The 23286-nt window shown below is 49.0% G+C and carries 21 protein-coding genes; 6 read left to right on the top strand and 15 right to left on the bottom strand.

Going from position 1 to position 23286, the window contains the following annotated elements; translation table 11 throughout:
* From FHW36_RS13340 to FHW36_RS13330, 3 genes are all read left to right on the top strand, one after another.
* Nucleotides 1–891: an energy transducer TonB gene (locus tag FHW36_RS13340; RefSeq protein ID WP_145669408.1), complete on the top strand. Its 891-nt coding sequence runs from the start codon at nt 1–3 to the stop codon at nt 889–891.
* 164 nt (nt 892–1055) lie between these two features.
* Nucleotides 1056–2531, top strand: coding sequence for a DUF5723 family protein (locus FHW36_RS13335; protein WP_145669405.1), 1476 nt, complete (start codon nt 1056–1058; stop codon nt 2529–2531).
* 1 nt (nt 2532) lies between these two features.
* Complete coding sequence (locus FHW36_RS13330; RefSeq protein WP_186452426.1) at nt 2533–3822, top strand: bifunctional folylpolyglutamate synthase/dihydrofolate synthase; 1290 nt, start codon at nt 2533–2535, stop codon at nt 3820–3822.
* Between the two features lie 2 nt (nt 3823–3824).
* Here the strand turns inward: FHW36_RS13330 and FHW36_RS13325 are convergent, their stop codons facing one another.
* The 5 genes from FHW36_RS13325 to fbp form a co-directional block, all read right to left on the bottom strand.
* On the bottom strand, nt 3825–4385 hold the full coding sequence (locus tag FHW36_RS13325; protein ID WP_145669402.1) for an NUDIX hydrolase: 561 nt from the start codon (nt 4383–4385) through the stop codon (nt 3825–3827).
* A 9-nt stretch (nt 4386–4394) separates the two neighbouring features.
* Nucleotides 4395–4925, bottom strand: a complete 531-nt coding sequence (locus FHW36_RS13320) for a YfiT family bacillithiol transferase (RefSeq protein WP_246121147.1) — start codon at nt 4923–4925, stop codon at nt 4395–4397.
* Nucleotides 4926–5690: an ABC transporter ATP-binding protein gene (locus tag FHW36_RS13315; protein ID WP_145669399.1), complete on the bottom strand. Its 765-nt coding sequence runs from the start codon at nt 5688–5690 to the stop codon at nt 4926–4928. It abuts the gene before it with no gap.
* Nucleotides 5691–5808: 118 nt separating this feature from the next.
* Nucleotides 5809–6297: a CAP domain-containing protein gene (locus FHW36_RS13310; protein WP_222429068.1), complete on the bottom strand. Its 489-nt coding sequence runs from the start codon at nt 6295–6297 to the stop codon at nt 5809–5811.
* 160 nt (nt 6298–6457) lie between these two features.
* Complete coding sequence (gene fbp / locus FHW36_RS13305; protein WP_145669396.1) at nt 6458–7468, bottom strand: class 1 fructose-bisphosphatase; 1011 nt, start codon at nt 7466–7468, stop codon at nt 6458–6460.
* A gap of 139 nt (nt 7469–7607) precedes the next feature.
* On the opposite strand from fbp, the gene FHW36_RS13300 reads away from it, so the two are divergent.
* The 3 genes from FHW36_RS13300 (at nt 7608) to FHW36_RS13290 (ending at nt 11744) form a co-directional block, all read left to right on the top strand.
* Nucleotides 7608–8876: an aspartate kinase gene (locus FHW36_RS13300; protein WP_145669393.1), complete on the top strand. Its 1269-nt coding sequence runs from the start codon at nt 7608–7610 to the stop codon at nt 8874–8876.
* Nucleotides 8877–8950: 74 nt separating this feature from the next.
* A complete protein-coding gene (locus FHW36_RS13295; RefSeq protein WP_145669390.1) occupies nt 8951–9232 on the top strand; it encodes a hypothetical protein in 282 nt (93 codons plus the stop codon).
* Between the two features lie 70 nt (nt 9233–9302).
* Nucleotides 9303–11744, top strand: coding sequence for a TonB-dependent receptor (locus FHW36_RS13290; RefSeq protein WP_145669387.1), 2442 nt, complete (start codon nt 9303–9305; stop codon nt 11742–11744).
* Here FHW36_RS13290 and FHW36_RS13285 read toward each other — a convergent pair whose 3' ends face one another.
* From FHW36_RS13285 to nuoE, 10 genes are read right to left on the bottom strand one after another with little or no spacing between them, the layout of a single operon-like run.
* Nucleotides 11745–13184, bottom strand: coding sequence for an NADH-quinone oxidoreductase subunit N (locus FHW36_RS13285; RefSeq protein WP_145669384.1), 1440 nt, complete (start codon nt 13182–13184; stop codon nt 11745–11747).
* On the bottom strand, nt 13171–14622 hold the full coding sequence (locus tag FHW36_RS13280; RefSeq protein WP_145669381.1) for a complex I subunit 4 family protein: 1452 nt from the start codon (nt 14620–14622) through the stop codon (nt 13171–13173). Before FHW36_RS13280 ends, FHW36_RS13285 begins: the two co-directional genes overlap by 14 nt.
* A 23-nt stretch (nt 14623–14645) precedes the next feature.
* Nucleotides 14646–16535 (bottom strand): NADH-quinone oxidoreductase subunit L, encoded by a 1890-nt coding sequence (nuoL, locus tag FHW36_RS13275; RefSeq protein WP_145669378.1) that lies wholly within the window; start codon nt 16533–16535, stop codon nt 14646–14648.
* A 12-nt stretch (nt 16536–16547) separates the two neighbouring features.
* The gene (nuoK, locus tag FHW36_RS13270; protein WP_145669375.1) at nt 16548–16856 is read right to left on the bottom strand and encodes an NADH-quinone oxidoreductase subunit NuoK; all 309 of its coding nucleotides are present in this window, start codon (nt 16854–16856) and stop codon (nt 16548–16550) included.
* A gap of 5 nt (nt 16857–16861) precedes the next feature.
* Nucleotides 16862–17383, bottom strand: a complete 522-nt coding sequence (nuoJ, locus tag FHW36_RS13265; protein WP_246121146.1) for an NADH-quinone oxidoreductase subunit J — start codon at nt 17381–17383, stop codon at nt 16862–16864.
* A complete protein-coding gene (nuoI, locus tag FHW36_RS13260) occupies nt 17380–17895 on the bottom strand; it encodes an NADH-quinone oxidoreductase subunit NuoI (RefSeq protein WP_145669370.1) in 516 nt (171 codons plus the stop codon). The genes nuoJ and nuoI overlap by 4 nt, the downstream gene beginning before the upstream one ends.
* A gap of 11 nt (nt 17896–17906) precedes the next feature.
* Nucleotides 17907–18857 carry an NADH-quinone oxidoreductase subunit NuoH gene (gene nuoH / locus FHW36_RS13255; RefSeq protein ID WP_145669367.1) on the bottom strand — a complete coding sequence of 317 codons (951 nt, stop codon included), beginning with the start codon at nt 18855–18857 and terminating at the stop codon, nt 17907–17909.
* 4 nt (nt 18858–18861) lie between these two features.
* Nucleotides 18862–21555, bottom strand: coding sequence for an NADH-quinone oxidoreductase subunit NuoG (gene nuoG, locus FHW36_RS13250; protein ID WP_145669364.1), 2694 nt, complete (start codon nt 21553–21555; stop codon nt 18862–18864).
* Nucleotides 21542–22816 carry an NADH-quinone oxidoreductase subunit NuoF gene (gene nuoF / locus FHW36_RS13245; RefSeq protein ID WP_145669362.1) on the bottom strand — a complete coding sequence of 425 codons (1275 nt, stop codon included), beginning with the start codon at nt 22814–22816 and terminating at the stop codon, nt 21542–21544. Before nuoF ends, nuoG begins: the two co-directional genes overlap by 14 nt.
* Nucleotides 22817–22818: 2 nt before the next feature.
* Nucleotides 22819–23283: an NADH-quinone oxidoreductase subunit NuoE gene (nuoE, locus tag FHW36_RS13240; RefSeq protein WP_145669358.1), complete on the bottom strand. Its 465-nt coding sequence runs from the start codon at nt 23281–23283 to the stop codon at nt 22819–22821.
* Nucleotides 23284–23286: the final 3 nt, after the last annotated feature.

Raw genomic sequence — 23286 nt, 5'->3', positions numbered from 1 at the left:
ATGGAGGATAAAAACGGTAAAAAAAATATTCAGGCATTAGGGGTTACTATCGGCGTTCATGCGTTGCTGTTAGTAGCGCTCATATTTACCGGCTTTTCAGCACCTCCCCCGTTGCCAGACCAGGACCTGGGCATGGAAGTCAACCTCGGCACCTCCGATGACGGTATGGGAGATGTACAGCCCATGAATCCTAATCCTCCCAGCGCTGCGGCAGCGGAACCTGCCCCGGCAGAGAGCCCGGCCACTGCCGTCAAAGATAACAGCGAACCTCAACAAGATATTGCTACCCAGGATGAAGAAGAGGCGCCGGAAATCAAGAAGCCGGAAAAGCCGGTAGAGAAACCGAAAGAAATTCCTAAAAAATTAGAGCCCAAACCGGTTACCAAGCCCGTTAAGAAACCTACAGAAGCACCTCCCAAACCTGCGCCTCCGGCGCCTAAACCCAAAGCGGTATTTTCCGGTGGTACTGGTAATAGCGCCAATAGCGGTAATGGAGCCAACGGGTCTAATAATGCAACCGGGGAAGGTAATACGGGCAAGCCCGGCGATCGCGGCCAACTGGGAGGTAACCCCAACGGCGGCGGCTATACGGGCGGTGGCCTCGGCGGTGGTCGTTCAGATTTTCACCTGAACGGCAGAAGCCTCATCGGAAGGCCACAAGTAACCTACGACGGCACTGAAACAGGCTATGTAGCCATCAATATAAAAGTAGACCAACAAGGAAATGTGACATCTGCCACTTTTAGTATGAAGGGGTCTACCATCAGCAACCCGCAACTGATCGAGATTGCCAGGAAGGCCGCGAGAAGCGGACAACTAAAGTATAATGCCAATCCGGATGCGCCAGAAGAGCAATTTGGCACTATACGCTTCTATTTCAAAGCTGAATAATCTGTAATAATGACACCGGATACCCTTATTCATTTGCAGGACTGGTAAGTCTGATTGCAAAAAATACGTATTCACCGGCTCCTACATCTCTACCTATGACTATAAACATCAATATGCGCAAAGTTTGTGTGTGTTTTCGAGAAACCTATTTTTTATCGCCAACGATGATTGAAAAACTTAACCGTATCTTTTTCCGAGCCGCAGCATTGCTATTATTGCTGCCCGCTACTACTATTGCGCAAACATTTCCGGGATATAATAACAGCACTTACGCCGGTGTTCACGGCGTTCTGTCCAACCCCGCCAGTGCGGCGGGCTATCGCTACAAATGGGATGTAAATATTGTTGGCGTCGATGTAAATGCGGGCAATACCTACGCGAGTGTGCCCAAATCAGTCTTGTTCCATATGCCTGATACCTTCCGGCTGGGTAGAGATTACTTCCTTGACGAGGGCGCCAACCGAAAGCAGAATGGCTGGGAGATGGCAGAAGTGGTATTGCCTTCCGTACTTTACAAAATTGATGAAAAGCAATCTGTTTCCTTCGTATGGCGTATGCGCAGCAGCAGCAACGGCGGCAATGTAACTACGCCTATTGCTAATTTTTTCGGTGTCAATTTCCCCAATCCGGCATTCGTAGATAAAAGTCTGAGTATTCCGCAGGTAGGCGTGTCTTCTCACATCTGGCATGAATTGGGACTCAGTTATGCACGGGTGATCAAGGAAACCTATTCAGGACGCTGGAAAGCGGGTGTTACCCTGAAACTGCTGAGCGGTGTGGCCGCCGGGTACGCAGCGGTAAAAAATGTAGACTTCCAGTTAAACAATACCCATGATGGCACCATTACCAGTGGTACCATGTACTACGGTTATAATAAAGAGCTGGACGACTGGCAATCACCTGCACAAAAAAACCTGCACCTGTTTCAAAATGCTGGAATTGGCGCCGATATCGGCGTGATATACGAGTATCGCCCGGATAATGGCGGCTTCGGCGAATACGAAGGCTCCGATGTGGATGACTATCAATTTCGTATTGGCGTTTCCATTACAGATATTGGTCGTATTAAATATAATAAGGGCGCTATCAACACCGATTTGAGCCTGGTAAAAGACCATGTAGTGCCCAATGATTTGCAGTATAAGAAGAATGAAAGTTTGCAACAATATGCCCGGCGGCTGAATAACTACTTTACGCCGCTGCCAACTGATTCTACCTTCAACATGACCTTACCTACTGCGCTCAATTTAATGGGCGATTACAATATAGATGGCCGTTTCTTTGTGAGCGCACAAGCGGTGATAGCCCTTACAGCGGGACAACGCGACATTACCAAAACTTATGCGCTTACCCAATTTAATATTACGCCCAGGTATGAAAGCTACCTGTTTGGTGCTTACCTCCCATTCACCATTAATCACAATGGCCAGGCAGATGTAGGCGCGGCCATTCGCATCGGCCCCCTGGTAGTTGGCTCAGGCACAATTTTTACGAACCTGCTTGAAAAGCATATCGATCATGGACAGGCTTTCGTAGCTTTGCGTTTAAACTCAAGCATGTTTAAACGGGGCGATGGCAATGGTGGAGGCATCTTCCAGATGCGCAAGCGCCAGGTTGGCTGCCCGGTTAATAATAATTAATATGGCCTCTTATAAAGAAACGCTGGATTATCTATATGCGCAGCTGCCCATGTTTACCAGAGTGGGCGCCAGTGCTTTTAAAACGGATTTACACAACACCCTGGCGTTATTGGAGCAACTTCAACAGCCACAACACACCTTCAAAACCATACATGTAGCCGGCACCAACGGGAAAGGCTCTACCAGTCATATGCTGGCAGCGATCTTTCAACAGGCGGGCTATAAAACAGGATTGTATACTTCTCCCCATTTACTGGACTTCAGGGAGCGTATCCGCATTAATGGCGCCATGGTACCAGAAGAGTTTGTAGTGCGTTTTACAGAAGACATGCATACGCATATTACCGATATTGCGCCCTCCTTTTTTGAGCTGACGGTTGCCATGGCTTTTCAATATTTTAAACAGGAAGCGGTGGATATCGCCATTATCGAAGTGGGCCTTGGCGGGCGGTTGGACAGTACCAACGTGATCACACCGGAACTGTCGCTGATTACCAATATCAGCTATGATCATAAAAATATGCTGGGAGATACTCTCCCGGAAATTGCGGCGGAGAAAGCAGGCATTATAAAGCAGGGTGTACCCGTTGTAATCAGTGAAACCCAGCCTGAAGTACAGGAAGTATTTATTAATACTGCACAATCAAAACAAGCCCCTATTCACTTTGCCGACCAGGAATGGATGGAGTCTTCCAGCGCTATTGAAGGCCATCACCTCAACCTGATGCTGATGGACCGGCAACAGCAGCAAATGCGGAAGTTTCAGCTCGACCTGAATGGCCAATACCAGGAAAAAAATGTGATGGGCGTTTTGTCGGCCGTGAAGTTATTGCAACAACAAGGCTGGCATATTACATGGGAACATGTTGGCACCGCACTTTCCCATGTAAAGAAACTTACCGGCTTAAGAGGGCGCTGGGATGTTATTCAACAACATCCGCTGACGGTATTGGACGTAGGTCATAATGAAGCTGGCATAAACGAAATTGTGGAACAGTTAGGGCATGTCAATTACCAGCAATTACATATTGTAGTGGGGTTTGTAAAGGACAAGGAAGTAGAAAAGGTACTGCCTTTGTTTCCAGGTACCGCTCATTACTATTTCTGCAAGGCGCAGATTCCCCGTGCACTGGACGAAGTAGCACTGGCGGAAATGGGCGCTGCAGCCGGCTTACAGGGTCATGCCTACCCTTCTGCGCAGGCAGCCTTACAGGCAGCACGGCAACATGCCAAGCCGGATGATATGATATTGGTTTGCGGAAGCTTTTTTGTAGTGGCAGAAGTGATGTAACATTACTTCATGCCCATTTTACCCAGGTGCAGCAGCGCATAGAAGATACAGGTAGTATGCAGGCTGTGTACTATTTTGTTGTCGAGCAGGAGTTGCTGCAGCTCACCAATAGGCATTGTCACCACTTCTATTTCTTCATTGTGGTCCAGCTGCTGTTCCTGTACTTTTACCCCGCCGGTGGCCAGGAACATATAGGTGTAATTGTTGCTGGATGCGGTATTAGGCGCAATGGTACCCAGTTCTACCCATTCTTTGAACTCATACCCGGTTTCTTCCAGCATTTCCCGTTGCATCGCAAATAAAGGAGAAGGGTCTGAAGGATCCATCGTACCTCCGGGGATTTCCAGCAAAGTTTGGCCGATGCCATGGCGGTATTGACGGATCATGATCACCTGTCCATCTTCGCGGATGGCCACGCCATTTACCCAATTGTTATATTCCAGTACATAATAAGGCTCTACAATTTTACCCAGAGGGGTTTCACATTTATCTGCCCGGGCGGTGAGCCAGGCGTCTTTAAACAGGTATTTCGAAGAGAGTAGTTTCCAATCCATAGTCATCATATCTGTACGTTACCAATCCATCCTTTCTTTCAGGCGCAGAATATGCTCCAGATGGTGTTTTCCATGCCAGGCATAATTTGCCGCATGTGTTTTGAGATTATGTTGGGTACCGTTGGCCGGGTGTATAAAAGTCCGTTCCCAGTCGGCCTCCTCCAGCCGTTCCATGAGGTTGGTCCAGCGGGTATGCAGGGCATGCAGCAGCGTAATGGAAACATTGATGGGGGTAGCAGCTACATCTGGCAATAGCGCCCAGGCGCCTTCCTCATATGGCTTGATCACCGGCTTATCTTCCGTGAGGGCCAGCTTCATACGGGTATATCCATTCATATGGCTGTCGGCCAGGTGATGTACCACCTGTGCTACCGTCCATCCTTCCGGGCGATAGGGCGTTTGCAGCTGGTATTCGTCGAGGTGTTGTACCGCAATTTCTATCAGCTGTGGCAGGTAGTGAATATCTCTTATAAAGCCCTGCAACATGGCGGGTGTGTATGCCGGCAGTGGCTCAAAGCGGCCAATTGGATATTTGAGTGCTTCCATCATCTATTCCTCCCGGAGGTCTTTACCAGTGAGATGAATAAATACATCTTCGAGGTTCGCTTTCTTCACTTCTTTCCTTCTTTCGAAACCGGAAGATACCAGGTTATCGATGAGTGCATCCGGCGAATTGATGGCGATGATGCGGCCACTGTCAACGATGGCGCAGCGATCGCAGAGGAATTCTGCCTCATCCATATAGTGGGTGGTGATGACTACCGTAGTGCCCTGGTTGCGTACCTGTTGGATAAGATCCCAGAGATTGCGCCTGGCCTGGGGGTCTAACCCGGTGGTAGGCTCGTCGAGGAATATGATCTGTGGCTTATTAATCAGGGTGGTGGCAATAGAAAAGCGTTGCTTTTGTCCACCGGAGAGCTCTTTAAACTTTGCCTTGGCCTTGTCTTCCAGGTTAAACATTCCCAGTAGTTTCATGGGCTCTACAGGCTGGTTATACAACCCTCCGAACATCTCAATGAGTTCTACCAGGTTCAGCCCCGGGTAGTATCCTGAACTTTGCAGTTGTACGCCAATAATTTTTTTGATTTCGTTCGGGTCTTTGTCGAGGTCGTATCCTCCTACAATCACCTTTCCCTCGGTTTTATCGCGCAGGGTTTCAATAATCTCCAGGGTAGTGGATTTTCCGGCGCCGTTAGGGCCCAGCAGGCCAAAGATCTCGCCTTCATACACCTCAAAGCTGATTCCTTTTACCGCCATAAACTCCCCGTATTTTTTTACGAGGTTGTTTACTTCGATGATCTTTTTCTTTTCCATGGGGCCAAAGTACGGAAAAAAGCAGAAAGCCTAAAGCAAAAAGCCGTTGAAGCGAATGATCCGGCGAATATTCGCTAGTTCACCCGCTTCAACGGCTTTTTGCTTTCAGCCTTCGGCTTTATTGCTTAATAAAGACTTGCGTAAAAAACGTTATCCGGCCTTTATCTGCCGTGCCTATGCCGATCAGGGTATAGTCGCCCAGCATATTCCTGCGGTGGCCGGGGCTTTTGATCCAGCCGTTTACTACGGCTTCGGCATCGAGGGTGCCATAGGCCACATTTTCAGCGGCGCTGCTCACACGGCCCATCTTCTTAGACACGTTTGCCACGCGGTCCTCGAATCCTTCGTGTCCGAACCCGGTGCTGCCGTTGGCCATATCGCGGCTGTGGCGGCGGGCCTGCTGACTGATCGTTTCATCGAGTTGCAGGGGCTTCAGACCTTTGGATTGACGGAACTTGTTGGTGTAGTAGAGGATTTGTTCATCCATGCTACCTTCCCCGTTATGGTCGCCCTGGTGGCTGGTAACACGTGAGCACGCATTTACCTGGAAGAAAGCCAGCATGGCTACAAACAGTAAAAAGATCCGTTGGTTCTTCAAAATCGACATAGAACTAAAATGGTTAATAATTAAAAATAAATAATGAATAGTACTTAATAAGACTAATAAATTAGCCGGGGGTTTAGCAACTGTTATACCAAAAATTAAAAACGGTGTGAAATGAATATTTTGTATTCATTCCACACCGTTTTTATAAAAATCTTTTCCCCTATTCGTTGACAATATGCAGCCAGGTATCCATCATATTTTTGGACCCGATAAAAATAGGTATGCGTTGGTGTAGTTGCGCTGGTTTCAGCTCCAGCAGGCGTTGTTTACCGTTGGCCATAGCCACGCCGCCCGCCTTTTCCATGATAAATGACATGGGGTTACATTCATAACACAGCCTTAAACGGCCGGATACCCATTTCCCATAAGCAGGGTACATAAAAATACCGCCCTGTATCAGGGTACGGTGTATTTCAGCCACCATACAGCCTACAAAACGATGGCGGTAAATGCGGTCGTTTTCATTCCTGGCCATAAAGTGATCGATTGATTTGCGGATCTTTGCTTCGTAAAGGTGGTAATAGCCCACATTCACAGAGAAAATATCGCTTTCAGGGGGGCATTTAAGATTTGGATGCGACAGGCAGAACTCTCCAATAGATGGATCCAGGGTAAAACCCTGTACACTACGTCGGGTTGCATATACCATCATCGTAGACGAACCGTAGATGATATAACCGGCAGCAATTTGCCGGGTACCGGGTTGAAGAAAGTCCTCCAGCTCGCATTCCGTACCTTCCGGGGTTAGCCGGCGATATACAGAGAAAATGGTACCGATAGATACGTTGACATCTATATTGCCGGAACCATCCAGGGGATCCATTAGCACCACGTATTTAGATTTCTTGGAGTGCTCATCGTTGAAGGCAATGAAGTTTTCGTTTTCCTCGGAAGCCACGCCGCAGCAGTAAATGCTGGTTTCTAATGAGTTGATGAATTGTTCATTGGCAAATTCATCAAGTTTCTTTACCGATTCACCCTGTACATTGATTTTACCGGCTTCTCCCAGGATATCGGCAATACCTGCCTTATTTACCTCCACATTTACACGCTTAGCCGCCAAACCAATATCCCGCAGTAAGCCGGATAATTGCCCTGTTGCGCCCGGGTAATTACGCAACTCCTGGATGGTAAATTCATCCAGGGTCATAACTTTTTGCTTAAGATTCATAACGTTAGGTTCTGTCACGAAATTAACGGAAATGCCCTTATTTTAAGAGAACTGTCATTTATCTGCAAACAGATTTTAAAACAATTCTAAACTTGTCTTACTTTGCCAAATAATTTTTTAATAGAAGATAAACTATCATATGAAGGTTTTCAAGTTTGGTGGCGCAAGTTTAGAAAGTGTTGAACGTATCCGGCAAGTGGCGCAGATCGTACAGTCATTTCCTGACGAAAAGCTCCTCATTGTTATTTCTGCAATGGCAAAAACGACCAATGAGCTGGAAAAGGTGGCAGAGAACTTTTTCCTCCGCAAAAGGGAAATCGCTGCGCAATTGTTGTTCAACATCGAACAACATCACCTCAATGTGGCGGAGGCGTTGCTGGGCAATCGCCAGCACGCTCTTTTTACACAGCTGCAGCAGTTTTTTACCGAGGCCGAATGGACGCTGGGCGAAAAGCCTATGCGGACCTATGACTATTATTATGACCAACTGGTAGGCCTGGGTGAGTTACTCAGTACCTCCATTGTCAGTGCGTTTTTCAATAGCATAGGGCTCACGAATACCTGGGTGGATGTGAGGGATGTATTTCGTACAGACGACAACTTCCGGGATGCCAACATTGACTGGGTTTATACACAGCGGCAGGTGACCGAAAAAGTAGCCCCACTGTTCAACAGCACTAACATCGTCATTGCACAAGGCTTCATAGGTAGTACCGACCAAAATGAAAGCGTTACCCTGGGCAGGGAAGGCAGTGACTATTCCGCCGCCGTTTTTGCCAATATGCTCGATGCGGAAAGCCAGACCATCTGGAAAGACGTAGAAGGGTTAAAAAATGCGGACCCCAAACTGTTTCCCAATACCGTAAATATCCCGGAAATCAGTTACGGCGAGGTGATAGAAATGGCGTATTATGGCGCCCAGGTGATACACCCTAAAACCATTAAACCGCTCCAGAACAAACAAATTCCTTTGCTGGTAAAATGTTTCCTGGACAAAAACCTTCCCGGTACCATTATCAAGGAAACTGCCGACGTAAAGCAGCTCCCTCCTATTATCGTACTGAAGAAGAACCAGGTTTTATTAAACATTACCTCTAAGGATTATTCCTTTATTACGGAAGATAAGATCAGCGATATCTATGAAATCTTCCATGGATTGAAGGTGAAAATCAACCTGATGCAAAATGGGGCCATCAATTTCTCCTGTTGCATCGATAATAACCCGGAAAAAATAGAGCTGCTGATAAAAACCTTGCACCAGCAATTCAAAATCGTTTATAATGAAGGGCTGGAGCTGCTGACGGTACGTTATTACCAGGCCAGCCTGCTGGAGGAACTGAGCAACGGACATACCATCCTGTTGGAACAACGCTCTCCGGCTACCATACAGCGTCTCTGGAAAAAATAAATTTATCCAGCAAAATTATTTCTCTTCTTCGTGCAACTTTTTTCGTGCCTGTTCGTCTTTAGTAAAAATGTGGTATGAAAAAAGTTGCTATTCTTTTATGTCTGAGTTCCTTAATAATGCTGTTGCTGGCATTTGGAGGGAAAATAGCAAACCATGGCCACCTTTCGGCCAAAAACCCGGATGAACTTCCTGTCTACCTGATTACCCTGGGAAACTTCCAGGCTCCCTCTTCCTGTACTGCCAATACCCAGTCATGTGTAGCAAATGACAATGCACAAATGCCCCTTGGACAAATACAAAATGTGCTGAAAATGGCATTGCAGTATTACGAAGATCAAGTTAAAATTAGCAAATAGTAGATTGTAAGGACCCGACCCAATATATACAGGAAATAGCTTTTGAGAAATTAACAACGGAAACGATCGTATGAAAACAATCATCGTCGCCCTGGGAATGCTTTTTTGCTGCGTAGCCCCTATGTTCGCACAACAACCCATCACAGGAAAGATTACACTGACAATAACAGATAATAATGGGAAACCGCTTCCCTTTACCAGCGTAATACTGCGCAAGGTGAAAGACTCCAGCCTCGTTAAAGGAGAAATGAGCGCTGAAAACGGCGGCTGCGCCTTTCAACAAGTGTCCCATGGACACTATTTCATCCAGGCCTCCCAGGTGGGATATACCACTACGTACACGAAGCCGTTCCAGGTAGATGCCACCCATAAAGCCATTGCCCTGGGTAATGTATTATTGCCGCCACTGGGCAAAAACCTGCAGGCAGTGAATGTGACGGCACAAAAGCCCCTGATCGAAACCGCTGCCGGCAAAACCGTGATGAATATCGAAAACAGTGTAAGCGCTGCCGGTAATACTGCGCTGGACCTGCTCCGCAGGGCGCCGGGCGTACAGGTGGACAATAACGAAAATGTAACGTTGAAAGGCCAGAGCGTAACGGTTATGATAGATGGCAAACTGACCTATCTCAGCGGGGAACAACTCACAAACCTCTTAAAAACCACACCGGGAGAGAGCATTGCCACGATAGAAATACTGACCAGTCCTTCTGCCAAATATGACGCTGCCGGTAACGGTGGAATCATCAACATTAAAACTAAAAAAGGAAAACTGACAGGAATCAATGGTGCAATCAATACCACGCTTACCCAGTCTAAATACGGCCGTTATGGCGTATCAGGGAATATTAACTGGAGAACCGAAAAGTTTAATCTCTTCGGCGACTTCGACCAGGGCGACTATCCCCGGATGGTTACCCGCAAATATGACCGGTTGTTCCAGGAAACTGATGGCAGCGTTACTTCCCTGGACCAGAGCATTTTCCAGCGCAACCGCTTTAAAAATAACTACCTGAAAGTAGGATTGGATTATTTTCTTACCGAAAAACATACCATCGGGATACTGGCCAATGGCTATAAAAACGCTTTCAGTAACCAGATATTCAGTGATGCCTTTCTCGGTAAACAGCATATGACACCGGATTCCGTCATTCATAGCCTTACCACCAACAACAATAAATTCGACAACATAGCCCTCAACCTCAATTACAAGGGGGTATTGGATACCGTAGGCGGACGGGAAATCAGCTTCGATGCAGACTATGCTCAATTTAACAACCACCGCCTGATGCAGCTGAATGACAGCCTGTATGATCCCCATTCCAATACGAGCCGTAACCCGAATAGTATTCGCACCAACGGTAATACCCAGGTAATCATTAAAAGCCTGAAAGCGGATCTCAGCTGGCCTATAGGCGCGTCGGGAAAACTGGAGACCGGCGCCAAGGTAAGCTTTGTTACCACCACCAATGACCTGCGATTTGATTCCCTGATGCAGGGCGCTTACAAGCCGTCCCTCTCACAGAGCGATCGTTTTAATTACCAGGAAGATATTTATGCCGCCTATGCCAGCTTTAAAAAGCAGATACAAAAAACGGGGGTACAACTGGGATTGAGGGTGGAGAATACCCGGTCGGCCGGACGCTCTTTTACTACCGATACCTATGTAAAACGGTCTTATACCGATTTCTTCCCCAATATTGGGATAGAGCAAAAACTGGATGATAAAAATAAACTCAGCCTGGCCTTATCCCGCAGGATAGAACGTCCGGGTTATGGGCAGCTAAATCCATTTATGTTCTATCTCGACAAATACACTTACTTCAGGGGGAACCCTTACCTGCGGCCACAGTATAGCAATATTGCCGAGCTGTCGTACACCCTGAAAGATAAGTACATTGCTACCTTCCGGTATAGCCGGATAAAAGATATGATGGAGGAGTTTATTACCCAGGATGATAGTACCAAAGCCTCCATCAGTACCGAGCGGAACTATGACAAGACCGATTTCTACGGCCTGATATTTACTATCCCGGTACAGGTCACCAAATGGTGGAGCAGTGATAACAACGTAGAGTTTTCCTATAACAAGTACAAATTTGAAGACCCTACTACCAGTGAGCCTTACAGCCGGTATAATTTCCATGCCTACGTAAGCAGCACCAATACTATCACGCTGCCGCATGATATGAAGATGGAAGTAATGGGATACTACAACTCTCCTTTTATCTTCGGTATGTTCAGGGGGTATAGTCAATATAACCTGAACCTGGGAATACAGAAATTATTCCTGGATAAGAAGCTGACCGTAAAAGCGAGTTATAATAACATCCTGCGTAATGAAAGCTATCGCGGCGCCGCAGAGTTCAAGAACCTCAACCTGGGCATCTTCAATACCTGGCAGTTCAGGACCTTTAACCTCTTCTTCAGCTATAAATTCGGCAATGCCAGCATTAAGGCTGCGCGGGAAAGAAAAACAGGCACTGCCGACGAGCAGAACAGGGCCGGATGATCAGCTTAAAATGCGCATCATTTGCTGTATCAGCTGCATCATGGCAGTAGGGTACACGCCCAGCCCAATCAACAATACCGTTAAAATACCCAGGGTAATATTCCCTGCCATAGGTAACGCCGGTACCACCGTTGTTTGCTGTCCCGGTACAGGCACAGCAAACATGGTGGCTACCAGGCGGATGTAATAATACAAACCTATTACGCTATTGATGGCCAGCATAAATAGCAGGAACCATTGATGACCATTTACCCCGGCCATTACCACGTAGAACTTACCAATAAAACCTGCTGTCAACGGGATACCGGCCAGTGACAACAACATCGCGGTAAATACCGTAGCCACCCATGGATAACGCCAGAACAGCCCTTTGTAATCGGCCACTGTTTCCGCATCCTGCAAACTACTCGACATTACGATTACTACACCAAAAGCGCCTATGCTGGTAATAAAATAGGCAACCAGGTAAAATGCTAATGCCTCCAGACCCGTTTGCACGCCCGACAAAAATGCCACCAGGATATATCCCATATGTGCAATAGACGAGTATGCCAGGATACGTTTAATATTTTGCTGGGTAAGGGCCAGCCAATTGCCGGCAAACATGGACGCCACTGCTATAATAGCCACCATCCACCACAACATGGGATAATCATTACCCTGGATATCCTGGTAAAATCGGATCAGCAATACCAGCATAGCGCCCTTGGAAACGGTAGCAATAAAGGCTGCTACGGGCAACGGCGCACCTTCGTATACATCTGGCGCCCACATGTGAAAAGGCACTACCCCCAGCTTGAACCCTACTCCTATCAGCATCATCCCGAAACCAGCCATGACGCTTACCGGCAAATACCCCGCCTGTCGCAGTGCCGCTCCGATTCCCGGAAAATCCATATGCCCGGTAAAAGCGTATACCAACGCCATTCCAAACAACAGGAACGCCGATGACAACGCCGCCAGCATCAGGTACTTAATGCCCGCCTCGTCGGAGCGCTCACGGGCACGCAAGTACGCAATGAGTCCATATAAGCTGATACTCAGTATTTCCAATCCCAGGAACAGCGACATAAAATGCCGGCTTACCACCAGTACCAATGCCCCGATGGTGGCCAATATCAACAGCATGTAATACTCCTCCTTGCGCTCCTCTCTTTCTTCAAAATAGTTAAATGACAGCAACAGAATGATCAGCCCGGCGGTTAGTATCAGACCCGTATTGAACAGCGAAAATTCATCGATTACCAATAACGGAGGTACCGGATGGGGAATGTATTTAATAGCTGGTATTACAGCCGCCATCGACATTAAAAACGCGATAATGGCAAAGCTGTATACCATACGGTGATTACGCCATATAGCCACCAACAGCATCGCGATCACCGATGCCGCGCAAAGTGTGATCAGGGGTCCCAGGCTTAAGAAATCAACGAATGACATAAGCGGTGTTTTGAGTGGTGTTGAGAACCGGCTGCGGATGAAATCCCAGCCAGCAGATAACAATAACCAGTGATATAATGATCACCAATTCACGCCCGTTAAGATCCCGTATGGCATATTGCCGGTCGCAGGGACCTAAAAAAACTTTCTGCATCAGGCGCAGGGAATAGGCGGTGGCAATCACCAATCCAATCGTAGCCAGGATCGTAAACAGGTGGCTGGCGGGCCAGCTGCCCAACAGGATCAGGAATTCAGCGATAAAGTTGCCCAGGCCCGGTAACCCGAGAGAAGCCATTACAAAGATCAAAGCGGCACTGCCCATTAAAGGCATCCTTAACCAGAGCCCTCCCATTTGCCACAGGTTGCGGGTATGGATCCGTTCATACAAAGCGCCCGCAATGATGAAGAGCGCCCCTGTGCTGATACCATGGGTGATCATTTGCATCACTACTCCCTGGTAGGCTATTTCATTAAAAGCGAATGCCCCAAGCAGCACAAATCCCATATGACTCACGCTGGTATAGGCGATCAATCGTTTGAGGTCTGTTTGTGCAAACGCCAGCATGCCTCCGTACAGGATGCCTGCTACTCCCAGTAACATCGCCAGCGGCGCTATTTCTGCTGCAGCAGCCGGGAACAGCGGTAATACAAACCGGAGGATACCATAGGCGCCGGTCTTCAATAATAATCCGGCCAGCACCACGCTACCGGCGGTAGGCGCCTCTGTATGTGCATCCGGCAACCAGGTATGGAAAGGCACCGCCGGTAGCTTCACTAAAAAGGCCACCAGGAATCCTAACATCAGCCAACGTGCGGTAGCCCCTTCCATGGGCGTATTCAGCAATTCGAAATAATTAAACGTATATACGTTAGTGTTAGCTGCATGTACAAAGTAGAGTCCCAGTATGGCCAGCAACATCAGCAGCCCCCCGGCCTGGGTAAACAGGAAAAACTTGTTGGCCGCATATTCCCGGTGTTCATGCCCCCATATCCCTATCAAAAAGTACATGGGTATCAACATCATCTCCCAGAAAAAATAAAAGAGGAACAGATCCATGGTGAGGAAAACACCGGTGATACCGCAGAGTACAAACAACAGGTTGAAATGAAAGAACCCCACCCTTGTTTGCAGTTCTTTCCAGGAAATGAGCACTGCCAATGCGCCCAGGAAAAAAGTAAGGGCCAGCATCAGCAGGCTGAGGCCGTCCATGGCCAGGTGCAGGCTGATACCAAAATGTGGCACCCAATCTATTTTATACTGGTACCACCAGCGACCGGAGATCGCAGTATGCCCCAGCCAGATACGGATCACTATCCCCAGGTTGAACAATAAACTGCAGAGTGCTATCCAGCGGCACGCTGCATGGCTTTTTGCCCCTGCTACCCAGGATAGCAGCGCGGCAGCAAAAAGAACGATTAATAGCACCAGCAGAATCATATTTTTTCGTTTAGTCGTTTAAGTTATATGTATATTCTCCAGATGAGTACCGACAACACCGCTACAGCGCCCAGCACTACTGCCATGATATACCATCGTAACAAACCGCTCTGCGTACGTGCCAGTACGTTGTGGCACCATTCCATCAGGGCAGCCAGCCCGGTATACAGCTTATCGACCAGGTCTTTCCGGTTGATGCGCGACAGGTGGACATAAGGATGTACCAGTAGGATGTTGTACACATAGTCGAAATCCCAGCCCCTGGCCCAATACTTCCGCAACCAATCTATGGCAGGCATTTCCAGGAAATCGGACATTCCTTTTGGGCGCAATACCACCCAGGCATAGGCAAGGCCTATGCCGCCTATAGCCAGCAGGGCCGACATGGCCTGAGACGTCCACTCCATAGCATTACTGTCGTTTACTACCGTTACCGCAGGCAATACGGGGTGTAACCAATTGCTGAAAAGTGTTACATGCCCCATCGTATGTGGTAGTTCTATAAATCCGGCTATGGTTGATAAAACAGCCAGTATATACAAGGGGATCATCATGCTTTTACCGGGACGGTGGTGCACCGCTGTTTTAGCTTCTCCATAAAATACCAGGAAAAACATACGAAAGGTATACATGCCTGTAAGCAAGGCCCCCAGCAAAGCTGCCAGCCACAGGGCCACATGCCCGTGTGTAGCGGACAACGACAACCAGATGATCTGGTCTTTGCTATAAAAACCAGCGGTTACAAAGGGAATAGCTGCCAGCGACGCACAGCCGACCAGGAATACCCCATATACGCCAGGCAATAGCTTTCGGAGTCCACCCATTTTAGTCATGCGTTGTTCATGATGCAAAGCAACTATCACTGCCCCCGCGGCCATGAATAATAACGCTTTAAAAAAGGCATGGGTAACAAAATGAAAGATAGCGGCCGACCAGGCTCCACAGCCTAATGCCAGGAACATATATCCTATCTGGCTGATGGTGGAATAAGCCAGCACCCGCTTAATATCCGTCTGCACCAATGCACTGAAACCTGCCACTACCAAGGTAACAGCACCAATAACAGCTGTAGTGGTTTCAGCCAACGGGGCCAGTTCAAAAAGCACATGCATACGCGCTACCAGGTATACTCCCGCCGTTACCATGGTAGCGGCGTGAATCAGGGCGCTCACCGGCGTAGGACCCGCCATCGCATCAGGTAACCACGTTTGCAGGGGCAGCTGGGCCGATTTACCTACTGCTCCGCCCAACAGTAACAACGCAATGATGGTCACGACCGGCGCCCCGGTAGTCCATAGCTGCGGACTCTTCCCGAGTATATCCGGGATATTGAGCGTACCTGCATATTGAAACAACATAAATAACCCAATGGCCATAGCGGTATCGCCTACCCGCGTTACAATAAATGCTTTACGCGCGGCATATCCATTGGCGGGGTCTTTATACCAGAAACCGATCAGGAGGTAGCTGCAAAGCCCTACGCCTTCCCAGCCGAAATAAAGTAGCAATAAATTGTCGGCCATCACCAACGTGAGCATAGCGCCCACAAAGAGGTTCATACACGCGAAAAAACGGGCATAGTCGGGGTCGTCGTGCATATATCCCGCCGCATATACGTGAATCAAGAAGCCTACTACTGTAATCACCAACACAAAAACAACCGACAACGCGTCGAGCCTGAAATCGATACCAGCCTGGAAAGTGCCGGCCAGTACCCAGTTGGCCGCATGTTGTACAATGGCTTGTTCGGCATTACCGGCAAACTGTATGGCAATAATGACCGCCACCAGTGCTGCCAACCCAATGCTGCCACAACCCAATACGGCAACGGCTGTACGGCTCAGGCGTTTCCAGCCCAGCATGAGCAGGAAAGCACTGATAAAAGGAATGATCGGTATGAGTACAGGAAGCATAATAAGTTCATTTTATCCGTTCATTTTAGCGGCTTCGTCGCTGTCCAGTGTTTTAAGCTGATGATATAACTGTAGTATCAACGCCAATCCTACCGACACTTCCGCCGCCGCCATTGCCAATATGAAGACGAACATCACCTGTCCGTCGGCCGTACCCCAGTGTGCAGAAGCCACTACAAAAGCCAAAGCAGCGGCATTGAGCATTACTTCTACGGAGAGTAACATAAAAATGATGTCGCGGCGCACCAGTATACTAATCAGTCCCAATACGAACAAAACGCCGGCCAGCAGCATACCTGCGGTGGTAGGGTGTATATTCATGTTCTTTAATTTTCAAGAAATCGATGTAATGTTTTTTCTTTTTGTCGCCCTAAATGATAGGCGCCCACAATACCTGCCATCAACAATATGCCTGTGAGCTCCACCGCCGCCATATAGGGACCGAATAATGCCATACCTACCGCTTTAGGATCTACCACTTTTATCTCTGAGGGTGGCTGATGATTCTGGGATATCAGGAAAACCAGCTCTCCCAGGAGCACCAGGCAGAGTAAAGATGGGAATATCCAGATGCGGGGCTTTAACCATTGTTGCTCCTGCATGGCCGACTCTTTACCCAGGTTGAGCATCATCACAAAAAATATCAGCAATACCATGATAGCGCCGGCATATACAATCACTTCGAGGGCCGCGATGAAGGGCGCGCCATAGAGATACAATACCACCGCCACGGCTAATAGCGATACCACCAGGTATAGCAAAGCATGCATGATATTATAGCGGGTAATGACCATTACCGTGGCAATTACCGCAATAGCGGCCGCTATGTAAAAGGCTGGTTCCATCATGGCAGTAAGCTTTTAACGTCTACCGGCGGTTCTTCATTCTTTGCATCGCCTTTATCTTTCCCCTGAATAGCCATCCCTGCTACTTTATAGTAATTATAGCCAGGATATTTCCCCTCGCTGTTGATCAGCAGGTCTTCTTTTTCATATACCAGCTGCTGGCGGCTGTATTCGGCCATTTCAAAATCGGGTAACAGTTGTATCGCGTAAGTAGGACAAGCTTCTTCACAAAACCCGCAAAAAATACAGCGGGAGAAGTTGATCCGGAAAAATTCGGGATACCGTCTTCCTGATTCATCTTCTGTGGATTGCAGGGAAATACAATCCACCGGGCAGGCCGCTGCACAGAGATAACAGCCCACACAGCGCTCTCCCCCATCCGGATCGCGGGTGAGCGCGATGCGTCCACGCCAGCGGGCCGGCAGCGGCGCCTTCTGTTCGGGGTACTGATATGTTTCCCGCTTGTGAAACATATGCAGGAATATCAACCACATACTTCTAACCAGACTAAACATTGTTTTCTGTTTTAAGTATTTAACCAAAGTTTGATAGCTGCCGTTACCAGCAGGTTCAGAATAGACAACGGAAATAATACCTTCCATCCATACTCCATCAACTGATCATACCGTGGCCTTGGCATGGAAGCCCGGAACAGGATGAAGAGCAGGATGAAGCAAAAAGTTTTTATTACAAACCATATCACTGGTGGCAGGAAGGCAGGGCCCAGCCAGCCGCCGAAATAGAGCGTTACCAGCATCCCTGAAATCAGGGTGATTCCCAGGTATTCCCCGATGAAGAACATACCGAACTTCATCCCGGAATATTCGGAGTGGAAGCCCGCTACCAGCTCACTTTCTGCTTCCGGTATATCGAAAGGCAGACGGTGCGTTTCTGCTACGCCGGCCACGAGGAAGATGAGAAAACCCAGGAACTGTGGCACGATAAACCACATGGTTCGTTGTGCTTCCACGATCTCCCGCAGGTTAAAGGAGCCGCTCAGTACCACTACTCCCATGAGTGCCAACCCCATGAATACTTCGTAGCTGATCATCTGGGAAGCCCCGCGCATAGCGCCCAGCAGGGCATACTTGTTATTGGATGCCCAACCGCCCAGTACCACGCTGTACACACCTAATGATGACATGGCGAGAAAAAACAATAAGCCAATGTTTAAATCGGCCACAATGATATGTGGTCCGAAAGGCATCACCACAAAGCTCATCAGTACGCTGAGCATCACTACGCCCGGCGCAAACACAAATACTATTTTATCTGCAAAGGGAGGGATCCAATCCTCTTTGAAAAACAGCTTCAGCGTATCTGCCAGCACGACCAATAGTCCAAACGGTCCGGCCCTGTTGGGTCCATAGCGGTCTTGCCAAAGCGCCAGCATCCTGCGTTCCACCCAGATCAGGCCTGCAGCCGTATTCAGTAGTGCAAAGAGCACTCCGCCAATGATCCACCAGAAGTTTGTCATATCGTTATACTTTTATCAGCTGCGGCGCCTCAGCAATCTGCATGCCCGGCAGGCCTACAGGTATTCCGGCTACCCCTTGCTGTAAGGTATCGTTAATAATCACCGGTAACGTATAGTGGTGACCGTTATCCATAAAATGCAACAGGTGTCCTTCTGTTACCTGGAAGCGTTTGGCATCTTCGCTGTGCAGCAGCAGGTAGGGAGCGGGCATACGTGCAGCTATACCTGGCGTATGAATGCTCAGCTCTTCCGACCCGAATATATGGTAACAGGGCACCAGCAATAAATGTTCTTTGAGCGGCAGGTAGGGCTCGGGTACTTCCGTATAAAAAGGCGTGTGCCCGTTTACGTTAGGTTCAATCAGTCGCTTTCCTGCATTGCCGTCGTGCAGCGGGCCACCGGTTTCTACCTGGTACTTGTTGACCGCCTGCACTGAATTCCATCCTGGTTGCCAGAAAAAAGGAATCATGGAAGAAGGAGGTTCTCCCCGGTATCCCTCCATGGTGAAGGATAGCGCGGTATCTTCATCTTCTGCCGGCTTTGGTTCGCTCACATTTTTATTTGCCAGCATAGCGGTACGACCGCTATAGCGATGTGGCTCCCGGGGCACTTTCTGCCCGGCGAGGCGGAAATGAGCGTCCGGTGTCAGTGTAGTGATGCCGTCGAACTGCGGGTAAGTAGCCGCGATGTATTTTACTACGTCGTCCAGGTGTTGCAGGGAAGATAAAGTAGTATGGCCACTGGCAGCGGCTACCTGTAGCAGCCAGCGCCAGCTTTCCTGGACAGCAGTTGCTGGGGCAAATACCTGGAAGAAACGTTGTGCGCGGCCTTCGTTATTCACGAGCGTGCCATCCGACTCCGCAAAAGTACCTGCGGGTAGTATGATGGTCGCTTTTTCGGCGGTGATATTATAGAGGTGATCCAGCAGGATCACGCTTTTGATATTACTGAAGAAAAGATCCGCGCTGTGCTGGTTCAGGCGGCGATAAAGATCATTTTCCAGGACGATGGCCGTATCTACACCATTATTCAGCGCCCGCTCTACGGCCGATTCCAGCCGATGCCCGTCCAGCATTTCCAGTCCCATGCTATTACACTCAGGCACCGTAAAGCTGAGCATGGCGTCAATTCCCAGGTCATGCAAGGCCCAGGCTACGTTGGCGGCCGATTTGAGAATGGCTTCGCTGCCGCCGCCATAGCCGGCAATGATCAACGGATGGGCAGCTGACTTCAATGTTTTTGCAATGGTAGCGGCAATATCCCTGCCCTGCTCCGACATACCGGTTACTTCCGGGATGGTATCATTGAGCAGGTGGCTAACGGCATAACCTATACGAGCAATATTATCAGGCGCTGTATGCCAGGCGCCCTGTGCTATTTCATCCAGTTTGGTTTCCTGTACGCTGAGAATAAACAGGGGCCCTTTATCGTCCTGCACTGCTTCGCGTATGGCGGCATCCTGCCAGGCGGCGAGATGCACCTGCTGCTGCGCTGCAGCTACAGGAATACGCCGCACGGCTTGTCGCACGGATAACGCCAGCATTGGCGCTGTATTCGTTACATCTTCTCCCAGGATCAGTACTACATCTGCTGCGGCGGCATCCTGCAAAGAAGCTGCCCGTACAGGGCCCTGCCGGAGCAGGCGAAGTGATAACGACACCAGGTCGTGATCGGCGGCGGATACGCCCAGGTAGAAATTATCTGCTCCTACCAACTCTTTTAACACTGTATTGGATTCCAGCGATGCTCTCGGAGACCCGATACCGATTGTTTTCCCCGGTACTATTCTGTGGTGCACGTGTTCCAATATAGGGATCCCGTTGGATTGTTCAGCTGGCCCGTGGTGTACCATGGGCGTTTTAATGCGCTGGTCGCTGTTTACAAATTCGTAGCCGTAGCGGCCGCGATCGCAAAGGAAATATCCATTCACGGCGGCATTAAAGCGATTGGTGATCTGCCTTACTGCACCGTATCTTTCTCCTGCCAGGATATTACATCCCAGGCCGCAGCCCTGGCATACGGAGGCGGCAGACGTGAGATCCCATTTACGGGTATAGTGCTGTTTGAGTGTTTTATCCGTGAAAACGCCAGTAGGGCAGATCTCTGCCAGGTTGCCGCTGAATTCACTTTCCAGGATACCGTCCTGCTGGCGCCCGAAGTACACATGATTATGCGCCGCAAATACATCCAGGTCTTTTCCGCCGGCGAAGTCTTTATAAAAACGTACGCAACGGTAACACTGAATGCAGCGGTTCATCTCATGGTTCAGGAATGGTCCGAGATATTGGTTGTTGTAAGTTCGTTTGGTGAAATGATAGTCGCGGTAACTATGGCCGGTCATCACGGTCATATCTTGCAGATGGCAGGCCCCGCCTTCATCGCATACGGCGCAATCGTGCGGGTGATTGGTCATCAGCCAGCCGATCACATGCTCCCGGAAGTTGCGGGCGTCCTTATCGTCGATAGACATACGCAGCTGATCTTTTACCGGCTCCATGCACGACATGATGATCCTGCCTTTGGTATCATCTGCGTCTTTGAACACTTTCACCGCACATTGCCGGCAGGCGCCCACGGCGCCCAACGCGGGATGCCAGCAAAAGTAAGGAAGGTTCAAACCCAGCGACAGGCAAGCTTCAAGCAGGTTCTTCCCCTCCTTTACCTCGTAGTTTTTATTATCTATATTAATGATGGGCATATGGGCATTTTTTATCTTTGATATGTTGCTCAAAATCCTCCCGGAAATATTTCAGTGCGCTCTGCAATGGTTCCATGGCGCCAGGCGCCAATGCGCAGAAAGTATTTCCAGGTCCCAGCAATTGCGTATGTATTTCCAATTGTTCCAGGTCTGCGTATGTTCCGTTTCCCTGTTCCAGTGCCAGTAATATTTTTTCCGTCCATGGCAGCCCTTCCCGGCAGGGCGTGCAAAATCCGCAGGATTCCTGTGCGAAGAAATGTTCCAGGTTATGAACAAATCCAACGGGACAGGTCTTGTCATCCAATACCACCATAGTGCCGGTACCCAGGCGGCTTCCAGCAGCAGCTACGCCGGCAAAATCCATTTTCACATCGAGGTGGGCATCGGTCAGGAAATCGGTGGAAGCGCCGCCGGGCAGTACGCCACGAAAGCGAAGGCCTGCTTTCATGCCACCGGCGTGTTCCTCCAATAATTCGCGCATCGTAACCCCCATAGGTAGCTCCCAGGCACCGGGCTTGTTGACCTTTCCACTTACGCCATAAATTTTCGTTCCCCCGTCGGCGGTATAACTCAGTGATTTGAACCAATCGCCTCCGTTATTCATGATATGTGGGATATAAGACAGGGTTTCCACGTTGTTAACAATAGTAGGTTTACCAAACAGGCCGCTCACCTGTGGGAATGGTGGCTTAGCACGGGGTGTAGCACGTTTGCCTTCAAGCGAATTGAGCAGCGCAGTTTCTTCTCCACACATATATCGGCCTACGCCGGTATGCAGTTGCATGTCCAGCTGAAAGTCTTTACCAAGTATATTTTTACCGAGATAGCCGGCAGCATAGGCGTCAGCAATGGCCCTGGTCATGATCTGCGCCGCCTCTTTATACGCCCAGCGCATAAATACAAAGGCCTGTGTAGCCTGTATGGCGTAGGCGGCAATGATCATTCCTTCCAGCAGCTGATGGGGATTACCCTGTAACAGCCACCGGTCTTTGAAAGTACCGGGCTCCATTTCATCGGCGTTAGCAATCAGGTACTTGGGGCCAGTAACATTCATGGGCACGAAGCTCCATTTCATACCGGTGCTGAAGCCCGCACCTCCTCTCCCTTTGAGGTTGGCATCTTTTACTTTTTCGGTTACTTCTTTGGGAGTCAGCTCCTGTAATACTTTGCGCAGGGCGCTGTAACCACCCACGGCTTCGTATTCCTTCAGGTGAAGGGCGGCTCCGGAAGGAGGAATATGTTGTGTAAGTGGTCGTTCCATTTTTATAAATATTGATCCAGTATTTGTGGTAAATCCGCGATGGCTATATCGCGATACAGGTCGTTGCCGATCATCAGGGCCGGCGCGTGATCGCAGGTACCCAGACAGGCGTTAGGCAGCAGCGTAAAGCGATCGTCGGGCGTTGTTTGCCCATAGCCGATATGCAACAACTCCACCAGCGCCTGCTTAATTTTCGTATAGCCCATCACGTAACAACTGATACTGTCGCAGAGCAGGATTACATGGCGCCCTACCGGTTGCCGGAAGATAAGATTGTAGAACGTGGCCACACTATCTACTTCGGCGGTGCTCATGTCGAGCATGGCGGCAATGTCGGCCACACTTTCATCGGATATCCAGCGGCGCTGCTGCTGCACAATTTTGAGCGCTTCAATGCAGGCCGCCTTTTTTACCGGCACCTGTTGCAGCTCATGGGTGATCTGTTCTATTTCAATAGCTGAAAGCATATA

Origin of the sequence: Chitinophaga polysaccharea, from assembly GCF_007829335.1 — a bacterium.
Classification (GTDB): Bacteria; Bacteroidota; Bacteroidia; order Chitinophagales; family Chitinophagaceae; genus Chitinophaga; species Chitinophaga polysaccharea_B.
This window is presented reverse-complemented; position numbering and strand designations above follow the sequence as displayed.